Annotated in this window: 18 protein-coding genes; 6 read left to right on the plus strand and 12 right to left on the minus strand. The window is 61.3% G+C overall.

From position 1 onward, the window contains the following. Positions 1 to 80 precede the first annotated feature (80 nt). From CT676_RS09600 to CT676_RS09615, 4 genes are all read left to right on the plus strand, one after another. Positions 81 to 1,085, plus strand: coding sequence for a glycosyltransferase family 2 protein (locus CT676_RS09600; RefSeq protein ID WP_244623128.1), 1,005 nt, complete (start codon positions 81 to 83; stop codon positions 1,083 to 1,085). 1 nt (position 1,086) lies between these two features. Further along, positions 1,087 to 2,979, plus strand: a complete 1,893-nt coding sequence (asnB, locus tag CT676_RS09605; protein ID WP_135214465.1) for an asparagine synthase (glutamine-hydrolyzing) — start codon at positions 1,087 to 1,089, stop codon at positions 2,977 to 2,979. After that, entirely contained in the window at positions 2,976 to 3,683 is a 708-nt protein-coding gene (locus CT676_RS09610) for a class I SAM-dependent methyltransferase (protein WP_135214466.1), read from the plus strand. The genes asnB (CT676_RS09605) and CT676_RS09610 overlap by 4 nt, the downstream gene beginning before the upstream one ends. 201 nt (positions 3,684 to 3,884) lie before the next feature. Then, entirely contained in the window at positions 3,885 to 5,693 is a 1,809-nt protein-coding gene (locus CT676_RS09615; RefSeq protein WP_135214467.1) for a hypothetical protein, read from the plus strand. Here the strand turns inward: CT676_RS09615 and CT676_RS09620 are convergent. The 6 genes from CT676_RS09620 to CT676_RS09645 form a co-directional block, all read right to left on the minus strand. Beyond that, on the minus strand, positions 5,675 to 6,688 hold the full coding sequence (locus CT676_RS09620) for a lysylphosphatidylglycerol synthase transmembrane domain-containing protein (RefSeq protein WP_135214468.1): 1,014 nt from the start codon (positions 6,686 to 6,688) through the stop codon (positions 5,675 to 5,677). The two genes, CT676_RS09615 and CT676_RS09620, sit on opposite strands and share 19 nt — an antisense overlap. Further along, a complete protein-coding gene (locus tag CT676_RS09625; RefSeq protein WP_135214469.1) occupies positions 6,685 to 7,605 on the minus strand; it encodes a class I SAM-dependent methyltransferase in 921 nt (306 codons plus the stop codon). Before CT676_RS09625 ends, CT676_RS09620 begins: the two co-directional genes overlap by 4 nt. Beyond that, positions 7,595 to 9,559 (minus strand): asparagine synthase (glutamine-hydrolyzing), encoded by a 1,965-nt coding sequence (asnB, locus tag CT676_RS09630; protein WP_135214470.1) that lies wholly within the window; start codon positions 9,557 to 9,559, stop codon positions 7,595 to 7,597. Before asnB (CT676_RS09630) ends, CT676_RS09625 begins: the two co-directional genes overlap by 11 nt. Then, the gene (locus tag CT676_RS09635; protein WP_167768001.1) at positions 9,514 to 10,668 is read right to left on the minus strand and encodes a polysaccharide pyruvyl transferase family protein; all 1,155 of its coding nucleotides are present in this window, start codon (positions 10,666 to 10,668) and stop codon (positions 9,514 to 9,516) included. The genes asnB (CT676_RS09630) and CT676_RS09635 overlap by 46 nt, the downstream gene beginning before the upstream one ends. Positions 10,669 to 10,769: 101 nt before the next feature. Further along, on the minus strand, positions 10,770 to 11,918 hold the full coding sequence (locus CT676_RS09640; protein ID WP_167768002.1) for a glycosyltransferase family 4 protein: 1,149 nt from the start codon (positions 11,916 to 11,918) through the stop codon (positions 10,770 to 10,772). 4 nt (positions 11,919 to 11,922) lie between these two features. After that, entirely contained in the window at positions 11,923 to 13,566 is a 1,644-nt protein-coding gene (locus tag CT676_RS09645; protein ID WP_167768003.1) for a glycosyltransferase family 39 protein, read from the minus strand. Positions 13,567 to 13,895: 329 nt separating this feature from the next. Between CT676_RS09645 and CT676_RS09650 the strand changes: the two genes are divergently transcribed. After that, complete coding sequence (locus CT676_RS09650) at positions 13,896 to 14,855, plus strand: class I SAM-dependent methyltransferase (RefSeq protein ID WP_135214474.1); 960 nt, start codon at positions 13,896 to 13,898, stop codon at positions 14,853 to 14,855. Positions 14,856 to 14,876: 21 nt separating this feature from the next. Here the strand turns inward: CT676_RS09650 and CT676_RS09655 are convergent, their stop codons facing one another. The 5 genes from CT676_RS09655 to CT676_RS09675 all read right to left on the minus strand — a co-directional run bounded on the left by CT676_RS09655 (position 14,877) and on the right by CT676_RS09675 (position 19,555). Continuing rightward, positions 14,877 to 16,079, minus strand: a complete 1,203-nt coding sequence (locus CT676_RS09655) for a glycosyltransferase family 4 protein (RefSeq protein ID WP_135214475.1) — start codon at positions 16,077 to 16,079, stop codon at positions 14,877 to 14,879. Between the two features lie 22 nt (positions 16,080 to 16,101). After that, a complete protein-coding gene (locus tag CT676_RS09660; protein WP_135214476.1) occupies positions 16,102 to 17,073 on the minus strand; it encodes a GDP-L-fucose synthase in 972 nt (323 codons plus the stop codon). Beyond that, positions 17,054 to 18,139 (minus strand): GDP-mannose 4,6-dehydratase, encoded by a 1,086-nt coding sequence (gene gmd / locus CT676_RS09665; protein WP_135214477.1) that lies wholly within the window; start codon positions 18,137 to 18,139, stop codon positions 17,054 to 17,056. Before gmd ends, CT676_RS09660 begins: the two co-directional genes overlap by 20 nt. 215 nt (positions 18,140 to 18,354) lie before the next feature. Continuing rightward, complete coding sequence (locus CT676_RS09670) at positions 18,355 to 18,873, minus strand: HAD family hydrolase (protein ID WP_135214478.1); 519 nt, start codon at positions 18,871 to 18,873, stop codon at positions 18,355 to 18,357. A 244-nt stretch (positions 18,874 to 19,117) separates the two neighbouring features. Further along, on the minus strand, positions 19,118 to 19,555 hold the full coding sequence (locus tag CT676_RS09675) for a hypothetical protein (protein ID WP_135214479.1): 438 nt from the start codon (positions 19,553 to 19,555) through the stop codon (positions 19,118 to 19,120). Positions 19,556 to 19,980: 425 nt separating this feature from the next. On the opposite strand from CT676_RS09675, the gene CT676_RS09680 reads away from it, so the two are divergent. Beyond that, complete coding sequence (locus CT676_RS09680) at positions 19,981 to 21,618, plus strand: carbamoyltransferase C-terminal domain-containing protein (protein ID WP_135214480.1); 1,638 nt, start codon at positions 19,981 to 19,983, stop codon at positions 21,616 to 21,618. A gap of 2 nt (positions 21,619 to 21,620) precedes the next feature. On the opposite strand, the gene CT676_RS09685 is transcribed toward CT676_RS09680, so the two are convergent. Beyond that, positions 21,621 to 22,844, minus strand: a complete 1,224-nt coding sequence (locus CT676_RS09685; protein WP_135214481.1) for an AMP-binding protein — start codon at positions 22,842 to 22,844, stop codon at positions 21,621 to 21,623. Positions 22,845 to 22,860: the final 16 nt, after the last annotated feature.

Genomic DNA, 22,860 nt, shown 5'->3' on the forward strand with positions numbered 1-22,860 from the left:
TTGCGTTCGAAGTACCACATCAAAGGGTGGGTGCGGGCGGCCCTATCGTCCGGCCTGGGGGATCTATCTGGAAGGCTGTCATGACCGACGTTGTACCGACCTCGGGGCTGGAAATGCTGCGTCGGGCCGTGAGACTATCGATCGTCATTCCCATATTCAACGAAGAGGGCAACATTGAGCCGCTTCGTGCGGCGCTAGTGAAGACCATATCGACGCTCGGGCCGGAGGTTGAGGTCATCCTGGTCAATGACGGGTCGACCGACGGCTCGGCGCTCCAACTTGAGCGCTTGGCCGCGTCGGATGCCCGATTCAAAGTGATCACTTTCGCCAGGAACTGCGGCCAGACCGCCGCCATGATGGCCGGTTTTGATGCGGCGCGGGGCGACGTCATCGTGCCTATGGACGGTGATCTGCAGAACGATCCCGCCGACATTCCGCGACTCCTCGCCAAGATGGACGAAGGGTTCGACGTCGTGTCGGGCTGGCGCCGGGACCGGCAGGACAACGCGCTCGTGCGGAATTTGCCGTCGCGGCTTGCCAACCGGCTCATCTCCTGGCTGTCGGGATTGTCGCTTCACGACTATGGCTGCACGCTCAAGGCGTACAAGGCCGACCTCCTGCGCGGTTTCCGGCTGTATGGCGAGATGCACAGATTCATCCCAATCTACGCCGCCTGGCAGGGAGGGCGCGTAGTCGAAATTCCGGTCGCGCACCACCCGCGTCGCGCCGGCAAGTCAAAATACGGACTGGAGCGCGTCTTCAAGGTCGTGCTCGATCTGCTGCTGGTCAAGTTCCTCACCGAATACGAAACGAAACCCATCTACGTCTTCGGCGGAGCCGCCGTTGTCTTCTTCGCTCTTGGGTTCTTCGCCGGCCTATATTCCCTTTGGCTGAAATATTTTGATGGCATCACCTTCATCCAGACGCCGCTGCCGCTTCTCGTGTCGCTGTGCGTGATCTCCGGCACGATGTGTATCCTGATGGGGCTGCTCGCGGAGCTGATGGTCCGGATCTATTTCGAGTCGCAGAGCAAGCGCATTTACGATGTGAAGAATCGGATTAATTTCGAGGTCGAAAGCGACTGACATGTGCGGAATCGCGGGCTTCGTCGGCGCCGAGAATCCCACCGCCCTGAGGGCGATGGCGCGCGAGCTTGCGCATCGGGGGCCCGACGGAGAAGGCTTTCTGTCGGATGCGAAGAGGCGCATTCACCTCGCGCACCGGCGTCTCGCCATTCTGGACATCGGGGGCGGCGCTCAGCCGATGTCTCTTCCGGACGGTCGTGTGACTGTCGTGTTCAATGGCGAGATCTACAATCACCGAAATCTTCGGTCGGAACTGGAGGCACGCGGGCATCGCTTCGCGACATCCCACAGCGACACCGAAGTGCTGCTTCACGGCTGGGTCGAATGGGGCGAGGGGCTGCTGCCCAGGCTCAACGGCATGTTCGCTTTCGCACTGCTCGATCGCGCTGGCGAGCGGTTGGTTATCGCGCGGGATCGGTTCGGTGAAAAGCCCCTGTTCTGGACCGTAAAGAACGGGGAGTTTGTCTTTGCGTCCGAGCTCGGCGCGCTGACCAAGCATCCTTCGTTGAAGGGGACGGGCATCGACCGTCTAGCGATACAGAAGCTCTTTGCATACAGCTTTATCCCAGGAACCAGGACGCCGCTCGCCGGCGTTCAGCGGTTGCGGCCGGGCAGCTGGCTCGAGATCGACGTGTCCCAGATCGACCATGCTCCGCTGCTCGCACCGGTCGAGCGATCCTATTGGCGCTTCTCAATTCTGCCCGACGCTGCGCCCGCCGGGACGAAAGACGATTGGGCTGAGGAGCTCGACCATCTTCTCGGAAAGTCCGTCTCCGCACGGCTCGAAAGCGACGTGCCGCTGGGCCTTTTTCTGTCCGGCGGCGTGGATTCGTCGGCGATCCTGGCGCACGCGGCGGACACACGCGACCCGAAGACCATCGACGCCTTCTCGATTGGGTTCACCGAGCCCAGCTTCGATGAGTCTCGGTACGCCGAGCGGGTCGCCAAGCTCATCGGATGCAATTGGCATGTCAAAATCTGTGATCTCGATGCTGTGCGCTCGGAGCTCGTCGCCTTGCTCGGGCGTATCGATGAGCCCATGGGAGACAGTTCCGTCGTCCCGACGTCAGTGCTGTGCAGGTACGCGGCGGCGAACGTTAAAGTTGCACTGTCGGGTGACGGAGGCGACGAGCTCTTTGCCGGCTACGATCCCTTCAGGATCCTCGGGCTTGCTCGCATGTACGATCGGATGGTTCCGCGCAAGATCCATCAGGCGATCTCCGTTTTGGCATGCCGGTTGCCGCCCTCCGAGCGGAATATGAGTTTCGATTTCAAGATCAGGCGCGGCCTGAGGGGCCTGAGCCTGAAGCCGTCGATGTGGAATGCGGCGTGGCTCGGCGCCCTTAGCAGCCGGGAAATATCGGAGCTCTTCGAGGACGAGGTGGATCCGGAGACGCTGTACGAGGAAGCGATTACGACGTGGGAGCAATCGGAAGCGCGTGATGATGCCAACCGTACGCTGGAGTTCTTCACCAACCTCTATCTGCCCGACGACATCCTGGTGAAGTCGGATCGCAGCTCAATGCTCGAATCGCTCGAAGTCCGCGCTCCGTTTCTCGACAACGACGTCGTGGAGTTTGCACGGCGCCTGCCGATCGACGTCAAGTTGCGCAAGGGCGTGAGCAAGTGGATATTGAAGCGCTCGCTCCGCAACCGGTTGCCCGACGACATCCTCCACCGGGCGAAGAAGGGGTTCGGCGCCCCGATCGCGCGGTGGCTGCGAGAGCTTCCGATGCCGGCCTCGCCACGAACTAGCTTCCTCAATCAGCGCGTCCTGACGCAGCGCTGGGCCGACCATGTGGCAAAAAAGTGCGACGATCGGGGGGCGCTGTGGATCTGGCTTGGCCTGGACGCGCGCCTGCCCCAGCTTGCCCCATGGGATGATCGGCTATGATTGGCTGGCTGCAACGACGTTGGAACGAGGTCTGCGATCGGACGATCGGCTCCGATGAATTTTGGGACCTTGCCGTCGACCATCGCACGGCCTACGGCGCGCTGCTGCCGATGATCCATCGCCACGTGAAGGGCACGACGCTGGACCTGGGCGCCGGGAGGCTGGCTTGGCGTGCGGCGATCCGCTCCAAGGCGCACGGCTATGTTGCGACCGACGCGTTCCCTACCCATCCGGATATCGATTTCGTCTCCGATGCGCAAGGACTCCTGCCGGTCCCTGACAATACGTTCGACTCGATCTTCTGCTGCTCGGTCCTGGAGCATATGCCGCGGCCGTGGACAGCGTTTCCGGAACTGTTGCGCGTGCTCAGACCTGGCGGCGTCTTGATTCTGTCGGTGCCGTTCCTCTATTATCTTCACGGCCAGCCGCACGACTATTTCCGCTTCACCCGCTACGGGGTTGAGAAGCTCGCCCGTGACGCGGGGTTCGAAATCGTCGAACTCTCGGCCGCCGGCGGCCTCGCGCACGCGACCCTGCAAGCGGGCAGCATGCTGACGACATCGTTGTTGTATTCCTCCAGTTTTCCTCATGCGGCCCGCGCGGCAAGCTGGTTGCTCACGGCGGTCGCAAGACTATTGGACTCGGCAGATCGCGGCCAGGTGTTTGCCCAGTCCATCAATGCCGTATTGCGTCGGCCAATTTAGCTCTTTCAAGAGATGAACCCGCTCATTCCAATGTCAAGCTTGCTGCCTGCTAACGCAGTCGAGCTCTGCGCCGGATTGCTCGTCTGGTTGGTAATCGTAGTCTGCCTCTGTCAAAGGGCGAAGAGCTTGATCATTGGGCTTGTGGTCGCAATGCCTCTATTGGTCCCAATCGCTGCTTCCGTCGAGCGCGATACTCAGTTTATGACGATCGACGAGACTTCAATCACGGATCATTTGTTGGATCCGGAAGACCGTGCGCACGGGCAGATGGTTTTAGGCGCGTTGCGAACGACGTTGCCTCTTGCACTACACGAGGCGCGGCTCATGCAAGCGTTCGGCGTTCCCGAAGACCAGATCCGAATGGCTTTGAAGATTGGTCACTGGTTGGTTGGGGCTTCCCTACTCTTGGTTATCTATTTCTTGATCGCCCGGCTGAGCGGTTTCGACGCATTTAGTCCTCCAGTTCTGCTCTTTTCGATTGCAGCGTTGTTCACGTTTCCGATGAGCAACATTACGATCAAAACCTTCAATTATGATCTGGTCTCTTCCTTGGGGGCGACCATATCATTGCTTCTAATCCTTCTTGCGTTTTCGAAGCGAGTTGAGAACGGTCTGGCCGTGAGCCTTGTTGCCCTCGTTGTGGCGACTCTTTCCGCACAGGAGAAACTCTCCGGCTCTCCGATCCTCGTCATAGCTTTGACGGCGTCGGCGCTGATGGTTGCGCGAAGGCGGCCTGCTCGGCCTAACGTTGCCGCTGTGCGCGGAATGGTCGTAGCGATCCTGATCTCGGTTTCCGTGTCGGCGATCTTCACAATCCTGTACGCAGTAGCGCTGCCATGGGATTTGTGGAGGAGCGTCTGGAAAGGGGTTACCGACGGGATTGCTTCGTGGGTATGGGTTCCGATGCAGATCGTCTCTGGAAGAGGAGGCGGAGAGCTTCCTAATCGTTTTGGCGCGGCGTTGATTGCAATTGTGTGCCTGGTCGGAATGGCCACCGCAATCGGGAGCGCGAGCGGACGGCTGAGCCAGGCACAGCGAACACTGGCCCTTCGGAATATTCTGCGGGTGGTTGCGGGGTGCGTGCTTGTTGCGCTCGTGACAGGAGTGGTTTCAATAGCTTGGCTCCAGCCATATTGGGCGCCGTACCATCCAAGTCTGAGGCCTCCGGCCTTTGCAATGAACGGCGCATGGCTCCATTTCGGTCTTGATAGCCCGGCGATGACTAAATTTGCGTTTGTCGCCTACGCTTTCCAAGTACTCGTTGTCGCAATGCCGACCCCAGTCTTCGTCCTGGTATTGGTGGCAAACCTGCTGCTGATCATCGGGAGGAGGGACTACGATCCGGCGGCAGCATTCCTGTTTGCGATTGCCTTGATACTGACACTGATCGGCGCGGTATTACAGGTCCCGTTGGCTCACCGTTATCTAAACATTCCCTTGTTTCTGCTTCTTGCAGGGTCACTCACGGTGGTGATGGGCAGAGTGCAAGAGTATCTTGTGAAGCGTCGGACGCGCCTTGCCGCCGCTTCGGTGTTTGCTGTCACGGCATCATTGTTTCTGATCCTGGAGACAGCTCCTTTCCGTCCGCTCTATGCTGCTTTTCGTCCATTCTGGCTAGAGTATGCAGATGCCAAGTTCGTGGAGACCGGCCGCATCAATCCGTCCTGGATGGGTTGGGGCGAGGAACGCGCTCTCCTGGGGGCGAAGTTCGAGGAGCTTTGCGAGAGATCGCCGAATGTCTGTCAAGACGGGCGAATATTTCATTTCTATTCGGGGCGCTGGTTGCCCGAGCGGCCGCGGTCATTTCAGATATTCGATGCCGCAAGTGTCGCAGGAAAAGAGCCCTTGGGCGATCACGATTATCATCTGTTCAACCGGAGCCGCATTGTTCAGGGCCTTCCGCAACCGAAATCACGGCCTATCCTGACCCTCGATTATCGCGGCTACGAAATGGCTTGGCTCTACCGCGGCTCGGATCTCGCCGCTGAGAATTACGGGTTCGGACGGTGAGTCTGGCTGGGTGTGGGCTGGCTCGAGAGCATGAGCAGGATGCCGCCGATAACGCTAGTTCCAAGGATCAGGGCTCTGCTGAAAGCAGCAAAGGCGATGGCTGGCTCCTGCGCAACGTCCACGAGTTGAAATAGCGCGACAAGGCCAGCCTCTTGAAGCCCGATGCCGTTGAGGGAGACGGGCATCAGGGCTGCCAGCGTCACGAGGCCGACGACGGCGGTGAGCTGCATGAGGTCAACGCCCATTCCGAGCGTTTCCGCGATCATGAACTGGGCAAGAATCGAGGCGACGGCACTCAGGCCGGAGAATAGGACCGCCCACGCAAGGGCGCGCGGCATGCTGACGAAGCGGAATGCGCGTTTTGCAGCCGCTGCTAGTTTCTGGCTCAGTCTCACGACGGACGGCCGGAATGATGGACTGCGGCTCGCCAAGACACCCAGCCCGGCCAGGATGGCAAGAACAGCCGCGATCCAGATTGCGAGCGATGTGAGGGAGGTTCCGGTCACGGCAGGTCGCATGTTCCAGAAGTCGGTGAAGGGCAGTGCGGCTGCCGTCATCAGCACGATGACGATCAGGTTCAGGAACCGATCGGCGACCAGGGTCAAGATTGCGAGTTTCAGATCGTGGCCCTCGCGCGTCAGCGCCACGGCCCTGTAGACGTCGCCCCCTACTGTGCTGGGAAGGAAGTTGTTCGCGAAGAATCCGATGAAGGTCAGGCGCATCAGGTGGAGAGGCTGAAAATTCGCCTCCTGGCCGCGCAACAACACCCATAGCCGAAGAGCACCGAAGACCTGGCTGGATGCAAAGACGACGAGCGCGATTGCGAGAGTAGCGGGAGGAAAGCCGACGATCGCAGCTACAGTCCGGGAGTCGGCTTTTGACAGCAGCCACGCGAGGAGTGACAAGGATATCAGCAACTGACAAACACGCATTGCCAGCCGGCGAACCTTCGAAGCGCTCGTCCTTTGCCAAAGCAAGGCAGTGCGGAGCGTCATGATGTCTTGACGAAGGTCAGCACGATGGGAGTCTCCCAACGGAATATCCGTGCAAGACCAAGCAGGAAACTGATAACTCCCAAGCGGTGGCAAACACGTAGCAGATCTTTCGCGAGGCCGAGAGTCGAGTACTCCTCGAAATTCAGCGACCTTACACGGTCTTCAAATAGCGCCTGACCCCAACCCCTGACCTCGATCTTTTCGCTGAATGGTTCGATCCAGTGCTTCATCTTGCCCGGCGTAATGAGTTGCAGTGTGTCGACATAACTCGGGTTTCGCCCTGCGAGGCGCACACGAAGCCGGCCGAGCCAATGCGGGCTGTGCGGCAGCCACAGCAGGCCGTAATGGCCTTCCCACCAGCTACCGAAGTTCGGAATGACCATGTGGCAAACGCCGCCGGGTCGGAGCACCCGGAAGCACTCCTTCATCACGGCCGCGGGATCGGCGACGTGCTCGAGCACGTTGGACGATATGACCGCGTCGAAGCTTTGATCGGGGAAGGGGATCTGCTCTCCAACTCCGTTGACGAGCAGCCGAGGATCGAGCCCGCAGCCTTCCAGGAGCTGCTGCCCGAGCTCGTAGGTGCCACTGAACTCTTCGCCACCCGGTTCGAGGCCGTAGGCCTCGGCGCCGAAGTGCAGTCTGGCCGTAGCGATGGTGAGGCCGAGCCCCGCGCCGACCTCAAGCAGCTTCAGACCCCTCGGGCTACGGCCGCTTTCCTTCTCGAAGAGTGACAACTGGGCGATCGAACGCTTCACGTCCAGGCTGTCGTCCGTCATTCGATCGAGGTGGTGTTGTGAACCAGCGATCGGGCCAAAGGAGCTGACGTAGATCGGATAGAGCTGCGCTCGCAGCTTGCTGAACAGCGCGGGATCCAGACGATCGAATGAGGGCGTGGTGGCGGAGTCAGAGGACATTTGGGCTATGGCGGACGCTGGAAGGTTCGGGAATCTGTCTGGTCTCAACCGGAGAAGTCCGGCGATCGACGTCGAGGTAGAGGCGGCACCACTGCTCGATAGCGGCGAGGGCAAGCGCAAATTTGGCGCGCCGGCGGCTCTCGATCGGGTGGTGGCGAACGGCGGCCGAACTCATACCATCGATCCAGTCGCGCGTCGCCTTCGGATCGAACCAGCCTCTCGCCGCGATCGTTTTTTTATCGACCAGGTGATGCAAGGGCCCGCCCCGTGCCAATAGTCCATTGATCATGGGAAGCAGGGCCTGCGTGCCCTTCTTACCGGACTTGGGACGATAAAGGACGTCCGCCGGCAAGCGGGACTGCATGGCCTTGCGGAAAATTGCTTTCGCCACGCCGTTCTCAGTCTTCAGACCGAAGGGAAGCGCATTGGCGTATTCGACGAATGTCTTGTCCAGGAATGGCACCCGCGCCTCGACCGAATGCGCCATGGTCAGCTTGTCGACGCGCATAAGCTGATTCTGGACGAGCGCGGTCTCCGCCTCGAACCGCAGCATGTCGTCGGCGTCATCGTCGCCGCCGAACCAGGGCTGGATCCTGCGTTCGACGGTTTCGAGGGCATCCCGCTCATAGGAACCCGGCATCATCAATCGCGCGAGCGTGTGGCTGCCTGGCATCAGACACATGACATCAAGCGCGTATTTGCGCACCAGTCGACCCGGCAGCAGCGAGAAGGGCCGCTTGAACAGCCGGTAGTGCGGATAGCCGGCGAAGAGTTCGTCGGATCCTTCGCCGAGCAGGGCAACTTTCACATTCTGCCGGACGAACTTTGCTGCCTGCCAGGTCGTCTGCATGACCGGATGGGCGATTGGCTCTTCCAGGCTCTCGATGCAGTCGGTGAATCCCGATGAGAACACGGAGGGATCGACGAGCCGCTCCTTCGAGCTGATCCCGCAATGGCTCGCGGCCGACCTCGCAAAGGGAATTTCGTCGTCGGGAAGGCCAAATCCGATCGTGAATGCCTGAATCGATGATGGGTCCATCAGCCTCGCCATCGAGGCCGCCACGGCGGACGAATCCAGCCCACCGGATAACAGCACGCCCACCTCGACGTCCGCCACGAGATGCGAGGACACCGCATTGTCAAACAGTGTGCGCAGCGTGTCGGCGACCTCATCGGCCGATGTGAGAGATACCGCGGTGCCCGGTCGCTGTAGGCGCCAGTACCGCTCGATGCGCGCCGAGGCGGCTCCCTTTGCGGGATCAAACTGCATGAAGCAGCCCGGCTGAAGCTGTTGAATGCCAGCAAAGAAGGTCGTTTCCTGTGCCGACCAGCCCCTGAGGAGATACTCATAGAGTGCAGACCTGTCGATCGCCGCCGCGCGGTCCGCGGCGCGCAGCAGCGGCCGGATCTCGGAGGTAAACATGATCTGGCCCGCGCGGGGAATAGAATAGTAGAGCGGCTTGATGCCGTGCCGGTCGCGCGCCAGGAACAGGCTTCGTGTTCGCGTGTCCCACAGGGCAAATGCAAACATTCCCTCCAGACGCTCGACGACGCGCGACCCCCAGGCCCGCCAGCCCTGAAGGATGACCTCGGTGTCTGAATGCGTCGAGAAGCGGTGGCCGCAGGCCTCGAGCTCCTTGCGAAGTTGCCGGAAGTTGTAGATCTCGCCGTTGAAGACGAGGCCTGCCGTATGGTCCGCGTCCCACATCGGCTGCGCGCCGCCTGAGACGTCGATGATCGACAGGCGGCGATGTCCCAGCCCGACCGCGGATCCAGGCAAGCCGATCGCGCTTCCCGGCGGCAGGAAGTCGACGCCGCGTCCGTCTGGTCCGCGATGCGCGAGCGCATCCGTCAGATCGTCGAGGCGAGCTGCGTTCCACTCGCCGATGAAGCCGGCAATCCCGCACATCAGGATGAACGCGGATTGTTGAGTGACACGGGCTTTCCGCTGCAAGCCTCGTCCAGCGCCAGGCAAAGCGTCTGCAGGTTTTCGGCTATGGCGTTCTCCGTGATGTCGGAAATCCGTGCCGGCAGATCCTCCCTGTCAATAGTCGCGCGCGCAAGCTCGAAGACCTGGTCTGGCGCTTCGATGAATCCGTTCAGATCGAACGCGTACTCCGCCAGCCCGAGGCTGTCGAAGATGTCCTTGCCCTTGAGTGTGTAGGAAAGATGGATCGCTCTCACGCCTTGCCTCAGCGCGGTCAGGGTCGAATGCAACCGCGTTCCGATGATCAGGTCGAATCCCTTCGTCAGGGTATTGAATTCCGGGACCGACAGGTCATCTTCGCACAATATGACTGCCGGGTCATTGGCAAAACTGGCTTTCAGCCGGCTCAGCCACGTCGCGTCGTCTTCCCATTCCTCGATGCCCGGCTCGTACATTGAAACCAGCACCACGCGCGCATCCATTTCGGTGCGGAGCCGGCCGATCAGCCTGACAAAGGCATCGACGAAGGCCGACATCCGTTCGTCGGCGCGCTCGCGGAACGATGTCTTCGCGAATTGGTACGGCAGAAATCCTCCCGTGAAGTGGAACCACAGGCGCATGTTGATCGCGATGACAGGCCCGCGGTGCTCTTCCGACACTTTCGCAAGGTCGGCGAACACCTTCGAGGTAGGATGTTCAACCGGCTCAAATCCGGGCAGGAAGATGCCGTCGTGGGAGCGGATAAGCTTCGCGCGCGAGCGAAGGGAAGAGACGAGATCGAAGGTGCCCTTGTCGCGCGCCATGAAGACGGCGACTTGGTTGAGCACGGCGCGCGCAAGAAAACGCCCGATTGGTGTGTCGAGCGGACCGGCGCCCTGGCAGACGCAAACGATCTTGAGGCCGAGCAGGCGATAGATGAAAAAGACGAGCCACGTATGGCAGAGCTTGGCGAGCGAGGAATCGTCCTGCAGATCGAGGCCGCCGGTCCACAACGCAATATCGGCCTGCAGGAGGGATCGCCAGCCGCGTAGCGGAGGAAATAGATTGTAGACCGGGCCATAGGGGACCGACGTGGCGGGAATTGGTGGCAAATGGCTCTGCCTCGAGCAGAAGACGTCGATCGGCTGCTCGGTCATGGTCGCGACCGCGCTCAGAATGCCCCACCGGCTGAGCAGGTCGCCACGGTTGCCGCGAATGACGCGCGGGCTTACGAACTTCTGCTGATGCGCCGGCATTGTTACTTGCGCCCTTTGCTCAACTTAGAGGCCGCCGATTGCAGCACCTGCTCGTAGCGGGCCGCGATCGCCCTGCGATCGAATGAGGCCGCCTTAGCCCTGCTGGCGAGCTTCATCCGCAACAGTTGATCCCTGTCGTCCAGGAGACGCCCGAGGGCCCGTTCGAACCCCGCGGCATCGTCGAGCGGTGCCGACACGCCGTTCTCGTTCTCGACGAGCACGTCGGCAAAGCCTTCGATGCGTGAGCAGGCGAGCGCGAGCCCGTGCGCCAGAGCGTTGATTGCGACGAGAGAAAGTCCCTCGCTCAGCGAGGGCATGAACAGCACGTCGGACGTTGACATCGCCAGATCGACGTCGTCCGGCGTAACCCAGCCATGGAAGGTAACGCGATCGGAAAGGCCGAGGGCTGCACAATGCCGTTCGAGCGCCGCTCTGCTCGGGCCGTCGCCGCACAGGTCGAGCGTCCAGTTCCGGTCCTTGACCGCGGCGAGCCGCTCCAATCCCCATGTTAGATTTTTTTGAGCTACCATGCGGCCGGCGAAGATCAGCTTGATGGTCTCTCGGGGCGCGCGCGGGATCGCCGGTGACTTTTCGACATCCACGCCGTTCGGAATGACGATGGCCTCAAGCCCGTAGGCGTCCCGCGCGAGGCGGGCGACGAACGAACTGACCGCCGTGATGGCGGCGGCGTGATGCCAGATCGGCCTCGTAAGCGGTTTTATGACACGGAAGAACCTGTCGGTCTGCTCCGGCGTGCCGCCGGGAACGTCGCCGAGATGCGCCGTCAAGACGTATGGCGTTCTAGAGAGCGTCGCAACCAGCCACGCCGCAAAACCGGTCGGCACTGCGAAATGAGCGTGGATTGCGTCGGGACGAAACTTGCAGACCGATCGCAGCCCCGCTGGAACGGCCATCAAGATATAGCCGATCATCTCCCAGACGGAGCAGCGGTCGCGTTGCCTACGAAATGCAAAAATCCGCTCGACCTCGAATCCGGCGCAGGTTTCAAGTCGCGGTAGATTGCCCTGTCGCGCGGTCAGTACGCGGATCGAATGGCCGAGTTTCGAAAGTTCCGCCGCCAGGTCTTCGGTGGCCTTGCCACCACCCCCACCCACGGGTGGAAACTCATAATTCATTTCGAGAATGCGCATGAGCTTACTTCGGCAGCCATACGGAGACGGTGGTGTTGCTCCCGGATGCCACGCCCGCTTTGCTGTAGCGCTCGTGAAGCGTGCTTTCGACCTGCTCGGCATTGGGCTTGCCAAGATACTGCGCGAGCATGTCACCTAGGGGAGGCCCTTCCTGTAGGACGACAGCAGCCGTCGGCCGCTTCAAATCCTCGACCAGGGCGATCGTGTCGCGAAATCCGCGCATTTGCAAAGCGTGGCGCGCCTTTGCCAGCGTTTTGGGATCGAGACCATCCAGAGGCTCGCGCAGATTGGGAAACAGACTGACGCTATAAGGCTCGACGAACCGGCCTGCGATCCAGACCGCTTGCACTGGCTGGTACTTGCTCGAGAGGACGAGGATGCGGCCGTCGGGCAGTAGCGGCTTGAGCGATTGCGCGAGCGACTGCACGTTGACGATCGGGTTCGACCACCAGTTTGGAACCAGCATTCCGAGCCTGCTCTTCGAGGCGACGTAGGCGTTTGCGGCCAGGACGAACAGGATCAGTCCTGTTCTCGCCGTCGAGGCAGGAATCCTTGCGCCGACCGTCATGAGAAAGAGAGAGGCGGGAATAGCCGCAAACGGCAGGAAGTAGTTCGCGTAGGCCATCAGACAAGGCGGGCAATAGCTTTGAGAGCCGAAGAGGTGCACGAGCGTCATGACGCCGAAATACACTGCGCAGAAGCAGGCAAGCGGCAGGCGGCGGAAGTACGCCACGCTGAGCAATCCGCCTGGAAGGGCGGGCAGAAGCAGCGCAGGATAAAGTTGCAGGAAGTGGTGGTTCACAACTTCACGAACGGCAGTCCAACTGAACTGCAGGTCCGTCGGAGAACGCGTGAGCGTGAGCACGTCGTGCATCTCGGTGCCGACGTCGGTCAAGCGCCACAGAATCTGAGAGAGGCCGGGTAGGAACGTGAGCGTTTCGAGCAGTCCGTGCCCAAAAATTGCGATGCTGAAGGCAAGGCACGCGCCCATGAGCAGCCCGGCTTCGGCCAGCGTGGCGAGGGCACGTTTCGGCGCGTCACCTCTGACCAGCAGATGTAGCGCCGCAAACATCGGAAGCGTGATCACCAGATTGAGTCTGATCAGGACAAGCGCGGCGGCAAGCACGCCCATCATTGCCGTCTGCAGCAGCGGGTGGAGCGGCTTGGTTTCCGTGGCGACCAGAAACGATGCCAACGTCAACAGCGTGACGATCGCGTAAGGGGTTGCAGTCGACATATACGCGACAATCATCGGATTGGCGGCGTAGAGAAGCACCGCGAGCGAGCCGGCTAGCCTGTCGCGCAGGCAGCGGTCAGCCGCTCTGCGAAGAAGAAATAGAGTGCACAAGGACAAGAAAACCGACAGCAAACGTCCGGTCAGGTGGCTTTGACCGAAGAGCGATTGAGCTGCTCCAAGCACATAGAAATATAGTGGAGGATAAGAGGTCGCGTCGTCGGGCGAGTAGGGTTGGACTTGACCGCTGAAATAAGCGGCTGACTTGATCAGATAGAGACCTTCGTCCAGCCAGCTATCGACATGCCAAACCATATAGGCGGCCTGGATCAACCAGACGGCCACTGCGGCCATGAACAGGCGATCGGCCGGATCCGCAATCGAAAGGCGCATCCCCGCGGAGCGCTCGGCCATCGTCGCTGCGCTAGTGGATGACATTGCGCTCGCGCGTGTTGTTCATTCGACCGGTGACGTCACTGTTCATCGGATTGCTCACGCCGCAGCTGGCGCGCGTCGGTTGCAGGCTTGCCGCATGTTTCGAATTTAGCTTTAGTTGTCAAGCCTTAAGGCTGGATATGCCGGTCATGAGGCAGTCGATGCGTGCCTGTCGATGTTGGCCGTGGAACCTGAGTCATAGGGCGTGGGCATCCGAAATAAGAGGCTTGCTTCACTAAGACGGAGAAGTCTAAGCTTCGCCCGCCTTACGGATTTTCCCGAAATTCTCTGCTTTTTTCCGAGATACGATGGTGTCCCTCGTTCCCAAATATCTTAGCTTTCTCCGAGATCCCGTTGATCTCGGCCCCCTGAGCATTGAGGAAGACCACTTGCGCGGCGTGACGTCCGGATTGCGCTACGGCTTCGTGGGCAACGTTGCGGATTTGCGTCCGGATGCAGGAACGACGGCCGTTATTCCGGACAGTATCCACAACCGCGTCCGAGACCATTACGACGAGGCGCCCTGCAACAACTACATGGAGCTTGACAACCTTCCGTTGGGACGCTGGCTTCGGGACTCCAAATACGACTACCTGTTCGAAGGGGCCGACACGGTCATCGAAGTTGGCTGTGGAAAGGGGGCCATCGTCCAGGCGTTCAAGGAGCACCGCGGCATAACGCCGTTTGGGATTGACCTTGCCTTTGGTTCGATACGGCAGATCCAGCGGCCGCCGCTCAACGCGGACGGCGTTCTCGGGTCGAACCTGAGACTTCCTGTCGCGGACGGGGTCGCCGACATCGTCATCTCGCATGGGGTGACGCATCACACGCCCGATCCGATGCGCTGTTTCATGGAGCTTGTCCGCATTCTCAAGCCGGGCGGCAAGATGCTCTATGCGGTCTACAACTGGGACAATCTCTATCGCTCCCTGTATTTTGCTCTGAGCCCGCCTCTGAAAGGAGTTCAGCATCTGTTCGGAAAGAAGGTGGGGGACAGGCTTCTGAAGTTCACTATTTTTCCGCCCTACCACCTCGCGCTCTGGGCCACATTGGGCTGTGTGCAGGGTAAATGGAAGTTTCCGGCGATAGAACCGTCATGGGAGCAGTTCGGCGACTTCTTCTTGACCCCGATCGCTCGCTTCTATCACGCGAACGAATTGCAGACGCTGGCCGACCTGTTCGATCTCAATATCCTTGAGCAGGACACGGGCGGATGGCCGAAGAATGGCTTCTCGCATTTCGTCTGGTATGAGAAGCCGCTAAAGTAGTTTCTCATCGCGATGGTCGCCTCAACCCCGCGGTCGCCCCAAGACGTTGTGAACGACCTCGCGGTAACGCGTGAGCGCGCCCTCTTCGCCGTACTTCTCGGCGAGGCTCGCTGCACGGTGCCCTTTCTGGAGCGTCTCGCCGCGATCCCGTGCCGCCCGGAGGATCGTCTCTGCCAATTGTGCAGGGGCCTCCGGCGGGACGACCCAACCGACATCTTCCTCCTGCGCGAGGAGCGCGGCTTCCGAATCCGGTTCGGCGGCCACGATCGCAGGACGTCCGACGGCAAGGAGGTTGTAAAACCGGCTCGGTACCGACACGCCCGTGGTATTGCGACGATAGGGGATGATCCAAAGATCGGCGGCCTCAAGAAAATCGACGAGTTCGCTTTGCGGTACCGGCTCGATGAGCCTCACGTTGGCAAGGCCTTCCGACCGTTGCAACTCGACGAGCTGGTTCCAGCCCACGCCCCAGCCGGACAGGACGAAGTGAATGCTCGTCTCGTCCCGCAACAGGCGGGCCGCTTCGAAAACGGTTACGGGATCGTGAGTGAAGCCGAGATTGCCGGATAGCCCCACGATGAATTGCAACGATTCTGGCGCGCGGAAGCGGGTGTTGGTCCTACGGTATCCGATAGGGATCAGCGCCCAGTTCGGAATGAAGTGAAGCTTCTCCGGCGCGACGCCGGGATATTTCTCGACAAGCGGCGCCACATCGCGTCCGATTACGATGATCGCGTCCAACCTCCGAAACAGAAGCGCGTTAGCAAACCGGATCAGATGTACCGCAAGCGAGTTAGAGCGGGCTATGCCGGCGGCCTCGAGCGCTTCCGGATAGAGGTCGTAGATCAGGAGCATGGTCTTTGCGCCTCGCAATCTGGCTGCGAGAAGCACGGTGTAGGGCAGGGTGAACGGTGTCGTGACACAGAACACGATGTCGTCCGGCCTCGCCCGCCGCAGAACAGACAGGAACATCCGGGCCGCAAGCAGGCAGATGGCTGCCGCGCGTTGGATGATCGCCGACTTGCGTGGATTCCAGCTCTTGAGCTCGACAACCTCGGGCTTGCCGGGTTGACCGGCCGCGCCCGAGCCTAGTGTAGCGGAAATCACGACGACCTGGCGATCCTGGGCGAGGCTGTCGGCGATCTTACTGACATAGACCGCCGTCGTGGTTGTGTCGGGCGGATAGAACTGGGCCGCTATGATCAGCTTTGCGGGAGTATCCATGTGCGAGCGCGATCCTCGCCGGTCAGGCTTGGGGCTGGGAAAGCTCTTTGGCGTGGCTCTCCGCCAGATAGGCTGCGTGGGCGGACCGGATGCCGTCTTCCAGCGAGGTCCTGGCGCGCCAGCCGAGTTCGCCGAGCCGGCTGATGTCCAGCAGCTTGCGTGGCGTGCCGTCCGGGCGCGACGTGTCGAAACGGATCTGGCCGCTATAGCCGACGACTTCGGCCACGACACGCGCGAATTCGGCAATGGCGATGTCCTCCCCGGTCCCGATGTTGATCAGCTCGGCGCTTGAATAGGTCTTCATGAGGTGCACGCAGGCGTCCGCCATGTCGTCGACATAGAGAAACTCGCGCCGCGGCGTGCCAGTGCCCCAGACTGCGACGTCTCGGGCGTCGGAGAGCTTTGCCTCGTGAAAACGCCGGATCAGCGCAGCGACGACATGGCTGTATTCGGGATGATAGTTGTCGCCGGGTCCGTAGAGATTGGTCGGCATCACGCTGATGAAGTCGCTGCCATATTGGCTCCGATAGGCCTCTGCCATCTTGATGCCGGCGATCTTGGCAATCGCATAGGGCTCGTTGGTCGGCTCGAGGGGCCCCGTCAGGATCGAATCCTCGCGAAGCGGCTGGGCCGCGAGTTTGGGATAGATGCAGGACGAGCCCAAGAACATCAGCTTTTCAGCGCTGTTCTGGTGCGCGGCATGGATCACGTTCGCGGCGATTGCGATGTTATCGTAGATGAACTCGGCGCGCAGCGTATTGTTGGCGACAATGCCGCCGACCTTGGCAGCGGCCAAAAAGATCACCTGCGGTCGCGTCTTTGCGAACCAGTTGAACACTGCGGCCTGGTTGCAGAGATCGACCTCGCTGCGGCTTGTCGTGATCAGCTTCACGTCTTCCTGCGCCAGGCGACGCACGAGCGCGCTGCCGACCATGCCGCGATGGCCGGCGACGTAAACGGTCTTGCCCTTCAGCTCAAACCGAGTGCTTGCCATGGGCGATTTCCCGCTTGGCCTCGGCCAGATCGCTCGCCATCATCTCCTGTACCAGCTGGGTAAATGTCCGCTTCGGCTTCCAGCCAAGCTGGTTGCGCGCCTTGCTGGCGTCGCCGATAAGAAGATCGACCTCGGTGGGGCGGAAATAGGTCGGATCGATGCGTACCACAGTCTTTCCGCTCTTGCGGTCGATGCCGGTCTCCTCGACGCTCTTGCCGCGCCAGTCGATCTGGCGGCCCACTTCGGCAAAGGACAGCTCGACCATCTCGCGGACCGAGCGGCTCTCGCCGGTCGCGAGCACGAAGTCGTCGGGCTTATCGGCCTGCAGGATCATATGCATGCCCTCGACGTAGTCCTTGGCATGTCCCCAGTCGCGCTTGGCCTCGAGATTGCCGAGATACAGCGTATCCTCGATGCCAACCTCGATGCGGGCGACGCCACGGGTGATCTTGCGGGTCACGAAGGTCTCGCCGCGGATCGGGCTCTCGTGATTGAACAGGATGCCGTTCGAGGCAAACATGCCGTAGGCTTCGCGGTAGTTCACCGTGATCCAGTAGCCATAAAGTTTTGCCACACCGTAGGGTGAGCGGGGATAGAACGGCGTGGTCTCCTTCTGAGGAACCTCTTGTACGAGGCCGTAGAGTTCGGAGGTAGAGGCCTGATAGAACCGGGTCTCCTTCTCCATGCCGAGGATGCGGATGGCTTCCAGCAGCCGCAGCACGCCGATCGCATCGGCATTGGCGGTGTATTCCGGGCTTTCGAAGCTGACGCCGACATGGCTCTGGGCGGCAAGATTGTAGATCTCGGTTGGCCTGATCTGCTGCACGAGCCGGATCAGATTGGTCGAGTCGGTCATGTCGCCGTAGTGCATCAGGAACGGCACGTTGTCCACATGCGGATCCTGGTAGAGATGGTCGACGCGCGCAGTGTTGAAAGAGGACGAGCGCCGCTTGATGCCGTGTACGACGTAGCCGAGCGAGAGCAGATGTTCGGCCAAATACGCGCCGTCCTGTCCGGTCACGCCGGTGATCAAGGCGACGCGCTGTTTGGGGTCTTGAGCATTCATAGCCGTTTCCAGGCAACCACCTTTAGATTGCCGCGGTTGCGTATCCTACTTTTCCGACGGTGTCTTGTTTTCCAGTAGGGGCCGATTGTCAAGAAATGTTATCGTATATTCAAAGGGTTGCGGTGGGGGCGGTGATCCGGCAGGTGCGCGAGGTGGTTATGCGGGGCGAATCCGCCGGTTCCAGCCCTTCCTCGCCGGCGGGAGAGCGTGTCGCCTCAGGCGAGCTTCAACGTCTCGCGCACAAAGGTTGCGAGATTGCCTTCCCGGAACAGCAGCCCGCGGATGCCTGCGGCGCGCGCGGCCTCCAGGTCGCGCTCCTGATCGCCGATCAGGAAGCTTTTTTCGGTTGCGACGGGAAAGCGCTGCATCAGGTCGGTGATCATGCCCGGCCCGGGCTTGCGCCGGTGGCTGTCTCGACGATAGCGCTCGATGGGGGCCTCGGGATGGTCCGGACAGTACTCGAACGCATCGATATGCGCGCCAACCGCGGCGAGCTCTTCCGCCATCCATTGGTGGAGGGCGTCTACGTCGCTCTCCTCATAGAAGCCACGGCCGACGCCGGACTGGTTGGTGACGACGAAGGCGAAATAGCCGGCCTCATTCACGAGCTTGACCGCCTCGCGCGCGCCCTCCATCCACTTGAACTTGGAGGCCTCGGAGAGGTAACCCGCATCGTGATTGAGGACGCCGTCACGGTCGAAGAAGACAGCCGGGCGCGTTGATGTCGTCGTCATAGGGGGCCGCAATTGGAGTTTGCGACCCTTGTTCACCGTTCCGCCGGCGACTTGTCAAGGATGCCGCAAAAGCGCGGCCGGGACCGGCCTATCGTTCGTCCGCGATCACCTTGCCGTCGTTAGGCAACGTGCCCGGGCTGACCAGCTCGACATCGCCACCGATGTTTCGCCGGTTTACGAGGTCGGCGGGGTTTTGCGTTCATAGCACTCTCGACCACAGGCCGGTCCGCACGGAAGACACAACTCACGGCAGGACGATCCAGTATTTGTGCCCGGAAATGTTGGGATCGCTAGCATCACTGGACGAGAATATGATCTTGCCGGGGAGGTGCGAAAACCGACCGGCGCCGAGACTCTGAATCGCTTCGAAAGTACTGTGGCCTGGGCCGAGCTGGTGGCTATCTTCATAAATTTCTGCCGATGAGCTGTGATCGTGCTCGACTGTCGGGTTGTCGGCCTTGTCATCAATCTGCGCGGCATAAACCGGCAAGACCGCCCCCCTGAACGCGTGTCCGGCCTCGTGAACGTACGGCCCAAGGATCTGGGCGACCACGCGTCCCTTTGGACGCGGATCAACAAACGACCGCTCGAAGTACAAGGCGATTGGCAGATAAACGATCGCGATCAGCAGAATCGCAGTCTTAACGGGGCTGCCCAACATCCTGTGGCCGATCCGGTTCATTCGATAACCTCATATTCAAATGCCATGCCCTCGGGGTCGTTCTGCTCGGACTATGTCTCTGCGGCATCCTGGTTGGCGAACACCTTGATGTGGTCCTTATCGCCGACCTGCCCGCTGGCGTTGACGTAGACGGCATCGGATCACCCTGCGCCATGATTCAGCATTGGGAGGCCGCAGGCGAAGGGGCGTTCGGTAGCGAGTTTCATCGGTAACCATAGCGCAGTCGGCCTATTCCAAGCAAAAGCGGTCGGACGTCTGCGCCGCGTCTGCTGCAGGCCTGGCAGATGAAGCGCGACTCAGGCGGCCACTCTTGGGCGTTGTGTCGCGTGACCGCCGCCGGCGAGAGCGGGAGTCAAGCAAAATTGCCAAAGGTAGCAAGATTTACATCGGCCTCAATTTCTATAGAAAGCTCCCGAGAGGTCTACATGTATGTGATTGGGATAAGCTCCGGCATCAAGCACGGCCACCACGACGGAGCGGCGGTATTGCTGCGCGACGGCGAATTGATCGCGGCTGCCGAGGAGGAGCGTTTCACGCTGGCCAAGCATGCGCGCGGCGAGCTTCCGCGTGGGGCGATCGGCTTCTGCCTGAAGCAGGCCGGCATCACCATGCGCGACGTCGACTGGATCTGCTCGCCGCTGAAGACCTACACGAACTACGGCCAGCGCCTCACCGAATATTTCAAATATCAGTTTGGCCGCAGCCCGAAGATCGAGCTCTACGACCATCACCTCTGCCACGCCGCCAGCTCGTTCTATGGATCCGGCTTTTCAGAAGCGACCGTCGCCTGCTTCGACTTCTCCGGCGATTCCAGCTCCGGTCTCGTCGCCCATGCGCGCGGTAACGACTTCCGCGTGCTGACGCGGTTCGGCCGCAACAACAGTCTCGGTCTCTATTACGGGATGCTGACCCAGTATCTCGGCTATCAGATGACCAATGACGAGTATAAGGTCATGGGCTTGTCGTCCTATGGCAGCCCCGACTATCTCGATAAGTTTGCGAAGCTCTTGCGTCCAAATGGCATCAACTACGAACTCGATCCCGGGCTCGACAAGCGCAGGAGCGACGCCGAGATCTTCACCAGCGATTTCTCGACGCGGCAGGAGCGTATCTTCACCGAGAAGATGGAGGAGATTTTGGGGCCGCGGCGCCTGCGCGGCGCGCCGCTCGACCAGCGGCTGACCAACATCGCCGCGAGCGGCCAGAAGCAGCTCGAGATCGTCACCACCGAGGTGATCCGCTTCGCGATCGCCGAGACCGGCTGCGGCGACGTCTGCATCGCCGGAGGCGTCGGGCTGAACTGCAAGATGAACATGGAGATCGCTGCCGAGCCGTCGGTGAAGCGTCTCTACGTCCCGCCGGTGCCGCACGATGCGGGTGTGGCGCTGGGCGCCGCGATGATGAAGTGTGCGGAGGCCGGCCACGCGATCGCACCGCTGACCCATGCCTATTGGGGACCGGAATATTCCAACGACACGATCAAGGAGACGCTGGACAAGATCGGCGCGCGGTTCGAGCTGCTCGACGATCCCGTGGCGCGCTGCGTCACCGATCTCGCCGAGCAGAAGACGGTGGGCTGGTTCCAGGGGCGGATGGAATACGGCCCGCGCGCGCTCGGCAACCGCTCGATACTGGCCGATCCGCGCCATGCGGGCATGAAGGACCGCATCAACCTTACCATCAAGTATCGCGAGGAATTCCGGCCGTTCTGTCCGTCGGTACTCTACGAGCGCCAGGCCGAGTATTTCGAGGATACGTTCGATGCGCCCTTCATGGTGGTGACGTTTCCGGTCAATGAGAAGGTCGCCGAGACCATGCCCGCGGTGGTTCATGTCGACAACACGGCGCGCATCCAGAGCGTCCATGCGGACAGCAATCCGCTCTACAGCCGCCTGATCGGCGGGTTCGCGAAGGCGACCTCGCTGCCGGTCCTGATCAACACCAGCCTCAACATCAACGAGCAGCCGACGGTGAATGCGCCGCTGGAGGCGTTGCATACGTATTTCTGCTCGGGTCTGGACGTGCTGTACCTCGGCAACTATCGACTATCGAAGTCGAGCTGACGTTACCGCTCGTCCGCGATCACCTTGCCGTCGTTCGGCAGCGCGCCCAGGCTGACCAGCTCGACATTGCCGCCGAGTTTCGTTACCGCGCGCAAGGTGCCAGCAATTTCCTCGCGCAGGGCGTCGCTCGCGGCCGCAGTTTCCGCTCGTAGCGTCATCGCATCGGCCTCGCCCTGGCGCATGACGACGAGGCGCAGCCGGCCGAGCGCGGCGTGGCGCTTGCCGATCTCGGCGACCTGCTCCGGTCGGACGAACATGCCCTTGACCTTGGTGGTCTGGTCGGCGCGGCCCATCCAGCCTTTGATGCGCATGTTGGTGCGCCCGCATTTGCTTAGGCCCGGCAACACCGCGGTGAGGTCGCCGAGCGCGAGGCGGATCCAGGGATGGTGCGGATCGAGCGAGGTCACCACGATCTCGCCGACGTCGCCCGGCGCGACGGGATCTCCGGTGCCGGGCTTGACGATCTCTATGATCAGATCCTCGTTCACGACCATGCCCTCGCGCGCCTCGGTCTCGAAGGCGATGAGGCCGAGGTCGGCGGTGCCGAAGGCCTGGTAGGCGTCGATGCCGCGCGCCTTGATTTCGGCCTGGAGCGAGGGCGGGAAGGCCGCACCCGAGACCAGCGCGCGCTTGATCGATGAGACGTCGCGCCCCAAGCTTGCTGCGGCATCGAGCAGAATCTTCAGAAAGTCCGGCGTGCCGCTGTAGCCAACCGGACGGTAGGCCTCGATCAGCTCGAACTGCTGCTCGGTGTTGCCGGGTCCGGCCGGGATCACCGCGCAGCCGAGCGCGCGGGCCGAGGCATCGAAGATGAAGCCGCCGGGGGTGAGGTGGTAGCTGAAGGTGTTGAGCACGATGTCATTGGGGCGGAACCCGGCCGCGAACAGCGCCCGTGCACCGCGCCAGGGATCGGCCCGCCGCCCTTCAGGCTCGAAGATCGGACCGGGAGAGGTGAAGAGGCGGGCGAACGACCCCGGGGCTGCCGGCACGAAGCCGCCGAAGGGCGCAGAGGCCTTGTGCAGGGCGGGGAGCTCCGACTTGCGCAGCACCGGCAGGCCCGCTAGCGCCGCCCTGGAGGTCACGGCGGCCGGGTCTAGGCCCTTCAGTCGCTCGGCGTAGGCGGGCGCGGCCATCGCGCCCAGCAGCACGTCCGGCAGGCGGGAGAACAGCTCCGCCTCGCGCACGGCCTGTTCGCGCGTCTCGCGGGCGTCGTAATGGGCGGTCATGGCTGGTCTTTCCGGG

Origin of the sequence: Bradyrhizobium sp. MOS001 (genome assembly GCF_004634465.1) — a bacterium.
Lineage (GTDB): Bacteria > Pseudomonadota > Alphaproteobacteria > Rhizobiales > Xanthobacteraceae > Bradyrhizobium > Bradyrhizobium barranii.

Bases quoted from the DNA above. Each gene is read 5' to 3' on its own strand.
- CT676_RS09610 (WP_135214466.1), top strand. From the start codon at position 2,976: ATGATTGGCTGGCTGCAACGACGTTGGAACGAGGTCTGCGATCGGACG.
- CT676_RS09620 (WP_135214468.1), bottom strand. From the start codon at position 6,688: ATGACGCTCCGCACTGCCTTGCTTTGGCAAAGGACGAGCGCTTCGAAG.
- CT676_RS09615 (WP_135214467.1), top strand. From the start codon at position 3,885: ATGACGATCGACGAGACTTCAATCACGGATCATTTGTTGGATCCGGAA.
- CT676_RS09645 (WP_167768003.1), bottom strand. From the start codon at position 13,566: ATGGCCGAGCGCTCCGCGGGGATGCGCCTTTCGATTGCGGATCCGGCC.
- CT676_RS09680 (WP_135214480.1), top strand. From the start codon at position 19,981: ATGTATGTGATTGGGATAAGCTCCGGCATCAAGCACGGCCACCACGAC.
- CT676_RS09600 (WP_244623128.1), top strand. From the start codon at position 81: ATGACCGACGTTGTACCGACCTCGGGGCTGGAAATGCTGCGTCGGGCC.
- CT676_RS09635 (WP_167768001.1), bottom strand. From the start codon at position 10,668: ATGACCGAGCAGCCGATCGACGTCTTCTGCTCGAGGCAGAGCCATTTG.
- gmd (WP_135214477.1), bottom strand. From the start codon at position 18,139: ATGAATGCTCAAGACCCCAAACAGCGCGTCGCCTTGATCACCGGCGTG.
- CT676_RS09660 (WP_135214476.1), bottom strand. From the start codon at position 17,073: ATGGCAAGCACTCGGTTTGAGCTGAAGGGCAAGACCGTTTACGTCGCC.
- asnB (WP_135214465.1), top strand. From the start codon at position 1,087: ATGTGCGGAATCGCGGGCTTCGTCGGCGCCGAGAATCCCACCGCCCTG.
- CT676_RS09640 (WP_167768002.1), bottom strand. From the start codon at position 11,918: ATGCGCATTCTCGAAATGAATTATGAGTTTCCACCCGTGGGTGGGGGT.
- CT676_RS09650 (WP_135214474.1), top strand. From the start codon at position 13,896: ATGGTGTCCCTCGTTCCCAAATATCTTAGCTTTCTCCGAGATCCCGTT.
- CT676_RS09670 (WP_135214478.1), bottom strand. From the start codon at position 18,873: ATGACGACGACATCAACGCGCCCGGCTGTCTTCTTCGACCGTGACGGC.
- CT676_RS09675 (WP_135214479.1), bottom strand. From the start codon at position 19,555: ATGAACCGGATCGGCCACAGGATGTTGGGCAGCCCCGTTAAGACTGCG.
- CT676_RS09625 (WP_135214469.1), bottom strand. From the start codon at position 7,605: ATGTCCTCTGACTCCGCCACCACGCCCTCATTCGATCGTCTGGATCCC.
- CT676_RS09655 (WP_135214475.1), bottom strand. From the start codon at position 16,079: ATGGATACTCCCGCAAAGCTGATCATAGCGGCCCAGTTCTATCCGCCC.
- CT676_RS09685 (WP_135214481.1), bottom strand. From the start codon at position 22,844: ATGACCGCCCATTACGACGCCCGCGAGACGCGCGAACAGGCCGTGCGC.